At 61.0% G+C, this 13,531-nt stretch carries 10 protein-coding genes and 2 pseudogenes; 8 read left to right on the top strand and 4 right to left on the bottom strand.

The genetic code is table 11. The features are described from left to right. Window positions 1-264: 264 nt before the first annotated feature. Window positions 265-2,871, bottom strand: coding sequence for a hypothetical protein (locus CGK74_RS18005; RefSeq protein WP_094269757.1), 2,607 nt, complete (start codon window positions 2,869-2,871; stop codon window positions 265-267). A gap of 160 nt (window positions 2,872-3,031) precedes the next feature. Here CGK74_RS18005 and CGK74_RS18010 point away from each other — a divergent pair, with 160 nt between their 5' ends. Continuing rightward, the gene (locus tag CGK74_RS18010; RefSeq protein WP_094269758.1) at window positions 3,032-4,753 is read left to right on the top strand and encodes an MBL fold metallo-hydrolase; all 1,722 of its coding nucleotides are present in this window, start codon (window positions 3,032-3,034) and stop codon (window positions 4,751-4,753) included. A 185-nt stretch (window positions 4,754-4,938) separates the two neighbouring features. Here CGK74_RS18010 and CGK74_RS19545 read toward each other — a convergent pair. Beyond that, window positions 4,939-5,163: pseudogene (locus tag CGK74_RS19545) on the bottom strand (transposase); the annotation flags it as partial. A gap of 287 nt (window positions 5,164-5,450) precedes the next feature. Here CGK74_RS19545 and CGK74_RS18020 point away from each other — a divergent pair. Both CGK74_RS18020 and CGK74_RS18025 read left to right on the top strand, forming a co-directional pair. Continuing rightward, entirely contained in the window at window positions 5,451-6,218 is a 768-nt protein-coding gene (locus CGK74_RS18020) for a hypothetical protein (RefSeq protein WP_133091955.1), read from the top strand. Window positions 6,219-6,309: 91 nt separating this feature from the next. Continuing rightward, window positions 6,310-6,969 (top strand): hypothetical protein, encoded by a 660-nt coding sequence (locus CGK74_RS18025; RefSeq protein ID WP_094269760.1) that lies wholly within the window; start codon window positions 6,310-6,312, stop codon window positions 6,967-6,969. A gap of 523 nt (window positions 6,970-7,492) precedes the next feature. On the opposite strand, the gene CGK74_RS18030 is transcribed toward CGK74_RS18025, so the two are convergent. Next, window positions 7,493-9,247 carry a recombinase family protein gene (locus tag CGK74_RS18030; protein ID WP_094269761.1) on the bottom strand — a complete coding sequence of 585 codons (1,755 nt, stop codon included), beginning with the start codon at window positions 9,245-9,247 and terminating at the stop codon, window positions 7,493-7,495. A gap of 143 nt (window positions 9,248-9,390) precedes the next feature. On the opposite strand from CGK74_RS18030, the pseudogene CGK74_RS18035 reads away from it, so the two are divergent. From CGK74_RS18035 to rpmG, 3 genes and pseudogenes are all read left to right on the top strand, one after another. Continuing rightward, window positions 9,391-9,630, top strand: a pseudogene (locus CGK74_RS18035) (JAB domain-containing protein); the annotation flags it as partial. A gap of 121 nt (window positions 9,631-9,751) precedes the next feature. Then, on the top strand, window positions 9,752-9,988 hold the full coding sequence (rpmB, locus tag CGK74_RS18040; protein WP_004258827.1) for a 50S ribosomal protein L28: 237 nt from the start codon (window positions 9,752-9,754) through the stop codon (window positions 9,986-9,988). Between the two features lie 25 nt (window positions 9,989-10,013). Continuing rightward, on the top strand, window positions 10,014-10,181 hold the full coding sequence (gene rpmG, locus CGK74_RS18045; RefSeq protein ID WP_004258834.1) for a 50S ribosomal protein L33: 168 nt from the start codon (window positions 10,014-10,016) through the stop codon (window positions 10,179-10,181). Between the two features lie 137 nt (window positions 10,182-10,318). Here the strand turns inward: rpmG and CGK74_RS18050 are convergent, their stop codons facing one another. Next, a complete protein-coding gene (locus tag CGK74_RS18050) occupies window positions 10,319-10,522 on the bottom strand; it encodes a cold-shock protein (RefSeq protein WP_002924494.1) in 204 nt (67 codons plus the stop codon). A 382-nt stretch (window positions 10,523-10,904) separates the two neighbouring features. Between CGK74_RS18050 and clpS the strand changes: the two genes are divergently transcribed. Together clpS and clpA are read left to right on the top strand one after the other, a co-directional pair. After that, the gene (gene clpS / locus CGK74_RS18055; RefSeq protein WP_004258840.1) at window positions 10,905-11,213 is read left to right on the top strand and encodes an ATP-dependent Clp protease adapter ClpS; all 309 of its coding nucleotides are present in this window, start codon (window positions 10,905-10,907) and stop codon (window positions 11,211-11,213) included. Then, window positions 11,214-13,487, top strand: a complete 2,274-nt coding sequence (gene clpA, locus CGK74_RS18060; RefSeq protein WP_094269762.1) for an ATP-dependent Clp protease ATP-binding subunit ClpA — start codon at window positions 11,214-11,216, stop codon at window positions 13,485-13,487. Window positions 13,488-13,531: the final 44 nt, after the last annotated feature.

Consider the following 13,531-nt stretch of genomic DNA (forward strand, 5'->3'; position numbering starts at 1 on the left):
TAGGAAGCCCGAGACGACTCAATAAACCATTAAAAATAAAGGCAATTTTCTCCTAACAGTCAGGAAAAATAGAGTAATTGCGGGGGAGAATAACAAAGTAACTCTGACGACAAACGCATGGATATCGTAGCCCTTGTCGGCAATGAGACTGGTCCAGTCGATGCCGCCGAAGCCGCTCAGCCTGCGCGCGACGAGGCGATTCGCCTGGCGACAGGCGCAGTGAAGGCTTTGGGGTGAAAGGCAATCGTCGTCGAGCGAACGCGATCAGCACACAACCAACGCCATCAGATCTGAGGCCCACTTTCCCGAGTTGGGTAGCTTCCTGAGTGCCCAGGCTCGACGCTGCTCGGCTGACGGGAAAAGGGAGGGATCATGCTTCACCATGTCCATGAGCTCCGAAAAGTGGCGAGCGTCTCCTTCAAAGTTATCGATCAGGGCGAATTTCAGTTCCGGATCGCCATTGGTGCTCAGGAGCCACAGCGTTCGCTCCGGATCGGCTTGCCACAACCATGATTCGCCGAAACCCATTGTGGCATTTACCAACGGCAGTACTGCGTCAAACAGGATCTTTGACGGATTTGGCCTGACTCGATTCCAGAACGAGGTCTTTTCCTCCAGGGATGCGCCAGCAGCGAAATCTTTGCAGAGCGCGATCTGAAGACCGGACGGGAGCTCGTTGAAGTATGCCATCAGCACCTTCTTGCCCACCGGACTCAAACATGGAAGCAGTTGCTCTGGAGTAAACGATTCAAGGAACTTTGCCGTCAGCCAGTCCCGAATCAACGGCAGAGTCGTCCGCGACCCAAGTGGCAGGACGTCGTAACAGTTAAAGATCGACGCGAGTATCGGCGCAGTGTTCCGACCAGACTCCCTTGCGGCCTCGACAAGGACGTCCAACCAAAAAAAGACGTCTGGACGCTCAAGAATCTCCTTCCACCACCTCGCCTCAGTCTCTGCCGGCTGAGTTCCGGCAAAACGTGCGAGCAGGTAGGGGATGAACACACCGGGCGGATTGCCTGGAGTCACAACGAAGCGTTCCACGACCGCTTTCGCGCACCGCAGGATCGTCTTGACGCTCTGTCGCCTAGGGCACCTTACCAAGCTTTGCCGATCAAGCATCCACAAGACGTTGTAGAAGTCCGCTTCGTGCAGATCGAACCACCCAGGGAACAACGGAGCCCACTCATTCGGAAACGCGCCCGAGGGACGCTCCATCCCCAGACTCAGCGACCAACAGGCGCCAACCCACAAGTCAGGAAGCTCCCAACCCACGGTCATCGGACTGAGGCTATCCGGCGCAACCTGAACCATCCGGTTCAACACGATCTCCACAATGGAGCGAAGGCTCTCTGGCACCACTTGACGACTTAGGTCGCGAGTACCCAACGCACAGAAAATCGCTTCACTGGCGCCGACGCCGACTGCGTCGTCTTGGTACCGAGCCAGGACCTGCGTCGCGCAAGCGGCAAGCTCCTCGATTGACAGCAGAGCCAATGCGCGTTGTATCGTTAGAAATCTGTCCGTATCGAAACACAGTGCCCCCCAGTGCGGGCGTGACTCCCGGGTGATCAGGCGCTGCAGGCGTTCACGAGCCACGAGCTCCACGACAAACCGCGGCGCCAAGGCAGCCCGCCCCTGCTCGTCATGCGTCACAAAGGCTGTGTCCACAAGGTCCAATCGCGCCTGCTCGGTCGCGCGCTCTTCGAGTGTCCGCAACAGACGTAGGCGCTCATCCTCTTCACTCTCCGAGCAGAGCTGCCTGATTATTCTCGACGGGGTGGAAATCAACCTCTTCCAGTCATCCGGGCCGATACGCCCCGCCCAGGGCAGGCCTGGATCGTTGAACCAATCCCACGCAACGTCTGCACAGGCGAGACAGCTCTCGGCGTCATCTTGCGCGATCTGCCCAAGCAACTTCTCGCCGGCCTCTGCCGCCTCAAGATCAGGCAGCCCCCCAACCCCCACGTGGTGAACAACGCGGCACAGCCCCATCAGGCTTCGGGGCGTGTCAAACAGCGAATCATCGCCGAATGCTCCAAGCCAATTCTCCAGTTCCGACGCATCGAACAAGGTGCTGGAGGCCCGCGATAGCCGCGCTCCAACCCATTTCAGCAGTCGCGCCCTCCAGCCTCGGCGCAACTGCCACGAGTACTCGGTCCAAACGTCATCCGACTCGTTCTCGGACAAGGGCCTATCTTCTGGGCGCCAGCACAGGTCACCTCGGCCGCTAGGCGGCATGCGAAAAGGGGCGCAAACGAGTACTGCCGCAGATGCCCGCTTGAGCAACGCAGAAACGTCCCTGCCCCCCTGACTCTCATCGATCTTGATGCAAATGGATTCTCGCGCCTGATGCAAGAGTTCTGCATCCGCAAGACATCTAACTTCCAACGTTCTGTAGGGCGTTTGCCGCTTCAGTTCAGCCCAATAAGTGTCTCGCCCCGTGCCCGGCGGAAAGTGCAACCAGAAGACGCCTTCAAGCGCGCTCGATAGTCCCGACTGGTCGCCAAACCACGGCCGCAGCGCCAAATCGTCAGCATCGAACTCGCCTAACGAGCAGGCAGCCTCACGCGCCAGATCCAGCCCCGGGAGCTCCGGAAAATTATCGAACTCCAGCAGCCTTCTCTGCTTGCCCGGGGTCCCCAGCCTCAGATCCTCGCGGCGGCATTTGAGCAAGGTTACGAGGGCATCTGCGAACGCCGGCCGCTTGAGCCACCAGTCGGACTCGCCCCTGCTCAGCAGACCCAGCTTCGCGCTCACTGAGCGCGCGGCGGGCCACTTCTCTGCGGTTCTCACCTCACACAAACGGCGCGCAAGCTCGTCGAGCGACTTGATACCTTGTTCCGTCATCACGGCAATCAGCGGGGCAGCCATACGATCTCCTGTTGAGGACTCAAGCGTACGGCAGGCGCCTCTACTTCTGCATCTTTTTTTGCATCGTTGCATTACGTTGCAATGCAGTGCATTTCTCATTGCAGGCACAGGTGACACCCCCCGATGATGCGCACTCCAAAACACAACGCGAGTACCCATCATGGAAATTCAATTCGTCGGTCCCCTCGGAAAAGTGACCGGTTCATGCGCATGGCTTCGCGATGAAGGCAGGAAGTGGAGCTTTTTGGTGGACTGCGGGATGCAGCAAGGCGAGTACGATGCCCAGCGCTGGAACCGGGGGGAACTGTGGCCCTTCAAGCCAAGCGACATTCAGTTCGTCATCCTTACCCACGCCCATATCGACCACAGCGGACTGCTTCCCGAACTCTATCGGCAGGGCTTCAAGGGACAAGTGTTCTGCACCCGGGCCACTCGCAAGATTGCAGAGGTCCTTCTGCGCGACGCGGCACGCTTCAGCGCCGCCCCCTATGACGAAGCAGACGTCGAACGCATTCGCTGGAACGACAGAAAGCTCAAGCACGGGCACCCAACGCCACTGGATACGGACCTATTCGTGCAGATCCTGCGCAACGGGCACATCCTGGGGTCCGTGAGTGCAAGCGTCCTGTGGGGCAAGCCCAAGGATCCGACGCAGCGCTCGATTCTGTTCTCGGGAGACGTCGGCCCCGGGAGCGAGGACAACGAGGTCCTGCCGTTTTTGAGATTTCCGCTGAACGCCCAGAAGAGCAACTTCGCTGTTCTGGAGTCCACGTACGGAAGCACCGTCCGCACAGCACAAGAACGCGACCCGGGCCACCGCAGGGCGCAACTGGCCGCATTGCTTGACCGCATTGTCGCCACCAAAGGGACGTTGGCCATCCCCTCGTTTTCCGTCGGTCGCGCGCAGGACATCATGTTCGATCTCTCCTACCTGGTCGCGGCACATCCCGAGCAGTACGGTCAGATCGAGTACCTGCTCGACTCCCCAACTGCCAGCAAGATCAGCAAGATCACCCTCGAAATGCTCAGCGAAACGGTCGAAGCAAACGGAGGCGGGAAGATCAGACCGATGTGGCTTGGAAAGCAACTTCTGCGTGACCTCGGACTGCAGACCAATTGCCGTCAAGACTTCGATGCAGCACTGAAGATCTGCCAGATGACGCTCGAGGGCCAAGCACATGGAGGCGACCGCAACACCCTTGGCAACCAGATTGCCCAACAGTGGCGACCAATCTTCTCGACGGTAACGGACCGCGAGCAGATGCTCGATGCGCCCGGTCCGCGCGTGATTCTGATGGGATCGGGCACATGTGACGGCGGACCGGCCGCCACTTGGCTCCCCCGCCTGCTGAGCTCACCCGAGAACACTGTTGCCCTCAGTGGCTACTGCAGCCCGAAAACCGTTGGCGGCAGCCTCCTGCAGCTCGGCGGACTGCGTGACGCGGATCGGGAATTGCATACCACCGAAGTGACTTGGCGCGACCATGAGGGCAGCACCCTTCATGCGCTGCAGGCGCGAGACATCAAAGCGAACATTACCCAGCTCACGGGCTATTCCGCCCACGGGGATCAGACCGAACTTGTCCGCTGGATCTTCGACGAACATGCTTCGACAAAGGGCGGCGGGCACCCCAGGAGCGGGATCTTCTTGAACCATGGCGAAGACAGGGAGCGCGGCGCACTGAAGGACGCACTTGAAGCAAAGGCTCGCCAGCTTGGCATTACCGTGCCCGTCGAGTGCCCGGACGAGAGCGCAGGCTGGTTCGATCTCGAGGATGATGATGCTCTAGCACCCCTCGCTGAGGACAACCGCAAAGTCATCAACCGGGAAATTGCAGAGTTGAGGGCACGGTTGCAGCAACTTGAGCGGCGCGTTGCTTGAGCTTCTCGTCTTTGCCAAGAGAGCTCAGGCCAAAAGATCCGGTCGCGCGCAAGCGCGGCCGGAAACGGGCCGCAAGAGATGCCTTATCGTTCGTGGGCGGTCGCATCCCGTGGCGGGGTGTAAGAGAAGCGTCAGCATAAGGGGGGATCGGCGGGCGACCGTCTCCAGTTGGGCAGGAGCGCGAGTCAGACTGCGACCGCACGCATTATAACGATGGAATTACCACCAACTTCGGCGAGCGTTTCCATCGGAAATTAACGCCGCTGCATTGCCCACTCTTCGCACTACTCAAGCAGCAAGACGCCTACGAGGCGGTAGATCGAGGCCTCATCCGGCAAGATGCCCACGACGTCGGAACGACGCTTGATCTCCCCATTCAAGAGCTCGAGCGAGTTGGTGCTGCGGATCTTGCGCAGTGCTCCCTCGGAAAACCGCTGTCGCGCCTCGTATTGGAAACCCAACTGAGTCATCAAAACTCAAGCGTAACCGGAGGAAACTCACCGAAGACGCGAACCTGTCGAAAGCGGAACCCATGTTCGTTGTCGGCGGCGAGGGCAAGTGACGGCGACGCTCGCAGATGATTTCCCTCGCTAGCAGGGCTTTTCTGCTGTCGAGCTAACGACTCATGGTCGACGCTATACGGAGGTGAAAGCCGCATCACGCGGCACGACTCGCCAACACAACCGACAGGAACAACATGAGAACTTTTAGCAAGCTCGCCACGAGCTTCTGGACCGATGACTTAGGTCGGGAACTTCGCCCGCGTGGACCGCAGCTTCAACTGCTCGCAATCTATCTCTTTAGCAACAAGCACTCGAACTACACCGGCATCTACATACTGCCGAAGATGTACATCGCTGCTGATTTAGGCATCGACATGAACAGCGTCGACGCGATGCTGCGCACGCTCGAAGAGATGAACTACGCGCGCTACGATGAGAGCACCGAGACAATCTGGGTCATCGATGCGGCGCGCGAGCAGATCGGCGAGACCCTGAAGCCAGCCGACAAAATGGTGAAAGCGATCCAGCGTGAGCTGAGCGAGCTGCCCAAGAAGTGCGTGCTGACTGCGCAGTTCATCGAGCGCTACGCCGACGCATACCACCTGCGCGAAGAAGAAAAGGCAGCCGCCCCGGCGAAGCGCCCGGCAACGGCCAAGGTCGAGACACCGGCCCCGGTCGAAGCCCCCGCGCAGCAAGCCGCGATAGAAGAGCCCGCGTGGACCCCGGCCGATAGCTTCTGGGTCAGCGCAGATGTGCCGACGGGGCTCGACGCCTTCATCGAGCTTCGCAACGCGCAAGAAGACAAGCGTCTGTACGTGAGCGATGAGCAAGTTGTCGAACGCGTGCTGCAGTTGCAAGAGTCCGCGGGCTACCGCTTCACGATCAACGCACTGCGGCGCGCATACGAGTCGCAAGACTACGACCTTGAGCACCTGCCCGAGCCGATCTTCAACGACATTTAACCCTCGAACGCCCACGCCAGCAGCCCCGCGCCCGGCGGGGCGTTGGCGCATCCGGCCGAGTCTAAAGAACAACAACAACACAGGCGGGCACATGCAGCTCAACGCACAACTAGACATACTGCCGCTCGTCGAGCAGACGACGAAAGCACAGCGCAACCTCGCGTACAGCGCGGTGCAAGGCATCAACGCGACCGCCAAGCAGATACAAGACGCACAGCGCGAACAGCTCAACAAGCGCTTCACATTGCGGACCGGGCGCACGAAGCAGTTCCTCGAACGACAAGCGGCGGTGATCAAGCCATGGGCCTCTGTGCCGCAGGGGCGGCTCTATGCTGAGGTGGCCGTGGGGCAGCGCCAGAACCTTCTGCTGAGCGGATTCGAGCGCGGGGACGAGCGGGAGCCCGTGCGCGGCAAGCTGATCGCGCAGCCTGTCACCGGCAACGCCGCCAGGCCCAGCTTCGGCGCGCAAGTCGCGAAGCAATTCACATTCACCGCCATGCGACTGAAAGCGCAGCAGACCGCCGGCGGCAAGCAGTTCAAGGGGCGGGCGGGCACCTTCACGATTGAGGGGGTCGGCGTCTTCTTGCGCACGGGCAAGAAAGCGCGCGACGTTGAGCTGCTCTACGCGTACGCGAGAAAGCAGACACTGCCGCGCAAGCTCGGCTGGCTGAGCACCGGGCGCGGCGTCGCTGATCGATGGCTGAGCGAGAACATCACGCAAGCGTTCCTGCGCAGCCTGCCCCGGCGCTGACCCCTGCGGGAATGAATCGCGAAGCGGCGGGCCGACAACGCTCGCCGCTTTATTTCGCATGCTGAAACAGATCCCGCGTTCATTCGCCCGACCTCGTAGCAAGGGGCTTCGAAGGGGGACCGAAGGGGGATCGAAGCCCCTTCGAAGGGGGATGCGCATACTAAGACTAAGACGTAGCGCTACGCTGCAAACATAGACAGCGAAGCGCTAACGCTGCAGCCTCTTCAGCGCGGGGCTTCTCTTTTGAGTAAGCCACGTCAGCCCGACACCCCGCTCGAATCGCCAGGCCCGCAGAGCGGGCTCAGCGCGGAGCCAACGCAGGCACGCGCGGACACTGAACAGCGCGGCCGGCGAGCAGCCGGCCCTGGCCATAAGGAAGCCACCCGCGCGGCGAACAGCAACCCCATGCCGCGGCGGCTCAGCGCCCACCCTCAAATAGCCAGGCCGCCAGCTGCGCTGGCTAGTCGCATAGCGCCAACACAGCCCCATCGTGACCCCTTGCCGACCACCCCACAGCCCGCGGCTATTGCGCCCCACCTGAGCCCTCCTGCGCAGCCCCCGGGGCATCAGGCTCATACAGCAGCGGCGCCGCCTGATGCTGTAGCGCGGGTGCCGGCCGCCGGGGCTCCGGCAGCTCAAGCTGCCCACGTAGTGCCATCATTTGCAGCGGCTGCGGCTTGATCTTGCGCGCCGGCGGCTTGTGATATTTCGCCTCCGGTTTCGCGCGCGACGGCAACTGCTTCGGCGGCAGCGGCACAGGCTTCATCAGGCCATTCTTGAAGCGGATCATCGCAACCTCGTATGGATACAGCCACACCGTCTCGACGAGCCGCGCAATGCGCAGATGCAGCGACGCCCGGGCCTCACGCGCTGCATCGCTAATCTCGTACAGCATGTCGCGCGCATCGCTGATCCAGTCAACATCAAGCTCTGCGCTACTGCCGTCGGTCAGCGCAAGCTCAACGGCAAGCGTTTCGCGTTGCAACGCACAGTTGAGAAGCTCTTCTTGCAGCTGCTCAGCCTTGCTGATGAGCGCCGTCACCCTCCCGCCGGTCGTTGCGATTGCATCAGCGATGCGCTCGCTCTCATCACGCAAGCGCTTGAACTGCGAGTCCAGCACAGCGATGCGCTCTTCAATCTTGCGCGTTGCGTCGCTGCCGAGCATGTCAGTTGCTTCGGCAAAAATCGCGAGCAGCAAGTGCTCATCGGTCTGCAGCGCCGCGCCAGTCGGGCACTTCGTCGCGCCGGCGACTTTATCTGCGCACACAAGCTGCGCACGGCTCCAGCCGCGTCGCTCGATCTTGCGCTGCATCGGAGCCCCGCAGTGCCCGCAGAAAAGCAAGCCACTGAAAATATTGAAGTAATGTCGATCCCGGCGCGGCGCAATTTTTCGCGACTCAATCGCAGCGCGCGCACGATGCCACAGCTCATCGGATATGATGCGCGGATAATAGTCAACCCGGGCAATGCCGGTCCCGCGGCCTCGCCAATGTTCAGCCCGTGCTTCGTGCGTTTGGATCCGGTGCTCATGCTCGCCGAGCACAGCCCTGTTGCGAAGCAGCTGTCCGGGCATCTGCGCATGCCAGCGCTTGCCCGTCAAGTTGAGCCGCGTTGGTACGGGCCAGCTTTCCTCGTTCGCGATCTTCGCTATCGCCTTGCCGCCAAGCCCCTTCGCAGCAAGTTCGAACACTTTGCGTACACTCTCTGCGCGCTCTTCGATAATCTGCCAGGGCGCCGTCTTGTCGCTTCGCGTGAGCCACCCCGGCGCGCTGCCGAACGCTTCACGCGATCCGCGCTTGCGATGCGTGGCGAACGTTTCACGCAGGCGCTGCGACTTGTATTCGCTTTCCTGGTGCCCGCGGTAGAGCGTAACGAGCGACAGCAAGAACGACTCAAGCGACGACATTGTGCGCTTCGACCACACCTTGCCGTCGGTCAGCGTGACAATCGTCAAGCCGTTATTCACGAGCGACAGCAGCAACTCGTACGCGTCAGGCAAAGGCAGACGGGTGAGCCGGTCGAACGCTTCAATCAGTAATATCGTGCCGGGCTCAAGCTTGCCTTCGAGCGTCATCAGCTGCAGTACCCCGAGCGCACCGCGCTTAGCATTCGCGCCGGAGTAGCCGCTGACACCAAGATCTTCAAGCCGCAGCGTCGTGTCAAGCTCGTGACCGTGCTGCTTGCACCATTTCAGAGCAGCCTCGGTTTGTCGCCGATACGAGTCACCCGCCGCTTGCCGCCGCGTGCTGAAGCGGGTGTACGAGATTACGCGCGACATAGCACCTCCACGGCGCAGCCATAGCCGCTCAGGCGGGCACTGACCCCGCGATGGCTCACCCCGGCATTGCCGCTCATATCAAGCACCTCCCCCGTCGCTTTTGCAGACTACGGGCAGGATAGCAAATCCGCAGTTAGTATGCACTCACCCAGACCAGCGTCTACCCGCGCGAGGTCGTCAAGCTGGCACTGGCGCACAACGCTGCAGCCGTGATCCTCGCCCACAACCATCCCTCTGGTGCCGCCGAGCCCAGCACCGCCGACGAGATGCTGACCCGCGCGCTCAAGGACGCACTGGCCCTTGTGGATGTAAGGGTGCTGGACCATTTTGTCGTCCCGTCGCACGGTGCACCTGTGTCATTTGCCGAACGCGGCTTGCTGTAACGCCCGAAAAGCGATTTAATCCGCCCCCGACGAGCAAGATCCGCACGCAACACTTGCCTTCCCGACCGAGGATGCATTATCCTCGTGCGTTTTCCGCAATCAGAATTCCCTGGAGCATCGTATGGCTCGCGTCTGCCAAGTGACCGGTAAAGCACCGATGGTGGGAAATAACGTTTCCCACGCCAACAACAAAACCAAGCGCCGTTTCCTGCCGAACCTGCAAAACCGCCGGTTCTGGAGCGAAGGCGAGAACCGCTGGATCAGCCTGCGCGTTTCCAACGCCGGTCTGCGCACCATCGACAAGAAAGGCATCGACGTCGTCGTTGCCGAGCTTCGCGCCCGCGGCGAGAAGCTGTAAGCAACCGCACTGAACGGAGAACGCCATGGCCAAGGGCATCCGCGAAAAGATCAAGCTGGAGTCGACCGCTGGTACGGGTCACTTCTACACCACGTCGAAGAACAAGCGCACCACCCCGGAAAAGCTCGAGTTCAACAAGTACGACCCCGTCGCCCGCAAGCACGTGCCGTACAAGGAAGTCAAGCTGAAGTAAGTGCCTTCGGCTGCTTTTGACGGCAGCCGACCGGGACGTACTGACTCCAGAAAGCAGAAGGGCCATCGATATCGATGGCCCTTCTGCTTTTGCGTCCGGCGCTGACGCGTCGGACGCGCCACCCCGCAACACCCGGATCAGGCGCGCTGGATGTTCGAAGCCTGCTTACCCTTGGGGCCCTGGGTGACCTCGAAGGAAACCTTCTCACCCTCTTTCAGGCTCTTGAAACCGCTCATGTTGATGGCGGAGAAATGCGCAAACAGGTCTTCACTGCCATCATCGGGCGTGATGAAACCAAAACCCTTGGAATCGTTGAACCACTTCACGGTGCCAGTTGCCATATTGCTTCGTTCCTTCAAGGTTGCTTGATACAGCCGGAGCTCCGGCTGGTACATCGGCGCCGCCAGCTACTTGAGAAGCAACAAAGCCCCACGAATTAAGCTCAAGCCTGCGCACGGCCTAGCTTTTACGCAGTTGCTCCGGCACCGTCAACGGTTTACATCCAGCTATTTTTTCCGCATCGCAACAACAAAAGCCGCGGACTCTGCCATGCTTTCCAGGGCTTTTTCATGTCGTTCGCGCATTTATCTCTTTTGCCGCAGTGCACGATCGATGTTGCGCTCCCAGTACGCGATCATCGTCACCGGCAGGCGAGGACATTGCGTGGCAAGCGTGATTTCTTAGCGTGTTGCACTCGGCTCCGACTTCATTAGAATGAATTTCATGGGTACCCGGAAACAGAACGAATTCGTCCTCGAGGCGAAAAGGACGCGCACCCGTCCGCCGCCCCTGTACAAGGTGCTTCTGCTGAACGATGACTACACCCCGATGGATTTCGTGGTCGAAGTTCTACAGAAATATTTCGGCATGGATCGCGAACGTGCCACGCGAGTCATGCTCCAAGTTCACAGAGAGGGCATGGGGATCTGCGGTGTCTTTCCCCGAGACATCGCATCGACCAAGGTGGAGCAGGTCGCCTCGTTTGCTCGTCAGCATCAACATCCGCTGGCATGCGTGATGGAGGAAAACTGAATGATCGCGCAAGAGCTTGAAGTGAGCCTGCACATGGCTTTCGTGGAGGCACGTCAGAAACGACACGAGTTCATCACCGTGGAGCATCTGTTGCTCGCGCTGCTGGACAACCCGTCGGCTGCCGAGGTGTTGCGCGCCTGCGCCGCCGATATCGACGAGTTGCGTCGCGAGCTGACCAACTTCATCAACGAACACACGCCGCGTATCGAAGGCAGCGAAGAGATCGACACGCAGCCGACGCTCGGCTTCCAGCGGGTGATCCAGCGCGCGATCCTGCACGTGCAGTCCTCGGGCAAGAAAGAGGTGACCGGCGCCAACGTCCTCGTTGCGATCTTCGGCGAAAAGGATTCGCACGCCGTTTATTATCTGCAGCGGCAGAACATCTCCCGACTCGACGTCGTCAATTTCATCTCGCATGGCATTGCCAAGGCGCCTCCGCAGGGTGGCGCATCGCAAACCCGGGGCGAGTCCGAACAGGGCGAACAGGAATCGGACGAGAAGCAGGCAGGCGGCGCGCTCGAGAGCTACACGCAGAACCTCAACCAGCAGGCCCTGGTCGGCAAGATCGACCCGCTGATCGGGCGCGAGAAGGAAGTCGAGCGCGTCATCCAGACCCTGTGCCGCCGGCGCAAGAACAATCCCCTGCTCGTCGGCGAGGCCGGCGTCGGCAAGACCGCGATCGCGGAAGGCCTCGCGCGCCGCATCATCGAGGGCCGGGTACCCGAGATTCTCGAGAACGCGCAGGTGTTCGCGCTCGACATGGGCGCCCTGCTCGCCGGCACCAAGTATCGCGGCGACTTCGAGCAACGCCTGAAGGCGGTACTGAAGCAGCTCACCGAGAACCCGAACGCCATCCTCTTCATCGACGAGATCCACACCCTGATCGGTGCGGGCGCGGCGTCGGGCGGAACACTGGACGCATCGAACCTGCTCAAGCCCGCACTGTCCTCGGGCCAGCTCAAGTGCATCGGCGCGACCACCTACAACGAGTTCCGCCAGATCTTCGAGAAGGACCACGCGCTGTCGCGGCGCTTCCAGAAGATCGACGTGGTGGAGCCATCGGTGGCCGAGACGGTCGAGATCCTGAAGGGCCTCAAGAGCCGCTTCGAGGAGCATCACGGCATCAAGTACTCGAGCTCTGCGCTGTCGAGCGCGGCGGAGTTGTCGGCCAAGTACATCAACGACCGCCACCTGCCGGACAAGGCGATCGACGTCATCGACGAGGCCGGTGCGGCCCAGCGCATCCTGCCGAAGTCCAGACAGAAGAAGACCATCGGTCGCAACGAGATCGAGGAGATCGTCGCCAAGATCGCCCGCATTCCGCCGCGCACCGTGTCGAACGACGACAAGGCTGCGTTGAAGACGCTGGAGCGCGACCTCAAGAACGTGGTGTTCGGCCAGAACGCCGCGATCGAGGCGCTGGCCAAGGCAATCAAGATGTCGCGTTCGGGCCTCGGCAACCCGCAGAAACCGATCGGCTCCTTCCTGTTCTCGGGGCCGACAGGCGTCGGCAAGACCGAAGTCGCCCGCCAGCTCGCCTACACGCTGGGTATCGAACTGGTGCGCTTCGACATGTCCGAATACATGGAGCGCCACGCGGTGAGCCGGCTGATCGGTGCGCCGCCGGGCTACGTCGGCTTCGACCAGGGCGGCCTGCTGACCGAGCAGATCACCAAGAAGCCGCATTGCGTGCTGCTGCTCGACGAGATCGAGAAGGCCCACCCGGACATCTACAACATCCTGCTGCAGGTGATGGACCACGGGACGCTGACCGACAACAACGGCCGCCAGGCGGACTTCCGCAACGTGATCATCATCATGACCACCAACGCGGGCGCCGAAACGATGCAGAAGTCCGTCATGGGCTTCTCCGCCAAGCGCGAGACCGGCGACGAGATGGCCGACATCAAGCGCATGTTCACGCCGGAGTTCCGCAACCGCCTGGATGCGACGATCTCGTTCAAGGCGCTCGACAACGAAGTCATCCTGCGCGTGGTCGACAAGTTCCTGATGCAGCTCGAGGCCCAGTTGCACGAGAAGAAGGTGGAAGCGCACTTCACCGACGAGCTGAAAGCCTGGCTGGCCGAGAAGGGCTTCGATCCGCTGATGGGCGCCCGGCCCATGGCCCGCCTCATCCAGGACACCATCCGCGCCGCCCTGGCGGACGAGTTGCTGTTCGGGCGCCTGGTCAATGGTGGCAGGGTGACGATCGATCTCGACGAGGACGACAAGGTCAAGCTGGTGTTCGAGGAAGCTGCTGCCGAAGCCGTCTGAGCAGGCAGGCCGATCAAGAGGGCGCACCCTGCGGGGTGCGCTTT

It is taken from the genome of Thauera propionica (genome assembly GCF_002245655.1).
Lineage (GTDB): Bacteria > Pseudomonadota > Gammaproteobacteria > Burkholderiales > Rhodocyclaceae > Thauera > Thauera propionica.

Bases quoted from the DNA above. Each gene is read 5' to 3' on its own strand.
- CGK74_RS18005 (WP_094269757.1), bottom strand. From the start codon at position 2,871: ATGGCTGCCCCGCTGATTGCCGTGATGACGGAACAAGGTATCAAGTCG.
- CGK74_RS18025 (WP_094269760.1), top strand. From the start codon at position 6,310: ATGCAGCTCAACGCACAACTAGACATACTGCCGCTCGTCGAGCAGACG.
- clpA (WP_094269762.1), top strand. From the start codon at position 11,214: ATGATCGCGCAAGAGCTTGAAGTGAGCCTGCACATGGCTTTCGTGGAG.
- CGK74_RS18020 (WP_133091955.1), top strand. From the start codon at position 5,451: ATGAGAACTTTTAGCAAGCTCGCCACGAGCTTCTGGACCGATGACTTA.
- rpmG (WP_004258834.1), top strand. From the start codon at position 10,014: ATGGCCAAGGGCATCCGCGAAAAGATCAAGCTGGAGTCGACCGCTGGT.
- rpmB (WP_004258827.1), top strand. From the start codon at position 9,752: ATGGCTCGCGTCTGCCAAGTGACCGGTAAAGCACCGATGGTGGGAAAT.
- CGK74_RS18010 (WP_094269758.1), top strand. From the start codon at position 3,032: ATGGAAATTCAATTCGTCGGTCCCCTCGGAAAAGTGACCGGTTCATGC.
- CGK74_RS18030 (WP_094269761.1), bottom strand. From the start codon at position 9,247: ATGTCGCGCGTAATCTCGTACACCCGCTTCAGCACGCGGCGGCAAGCG.
- CGK74_RS18050 (WP_002924494.1), bottom strand. From the start codon at position 10,522: ATGGCAACTGGCACCGTGAAGTGGTTCAACGATTCCAAGGGTTTTGGT.
- clpS (WP_004258840.1), top strand. From the start codon at position 10,905: ATGGGTACCCGGAAACAGAACGAATTCGTCCTCGAGGCGAAAAGGACG.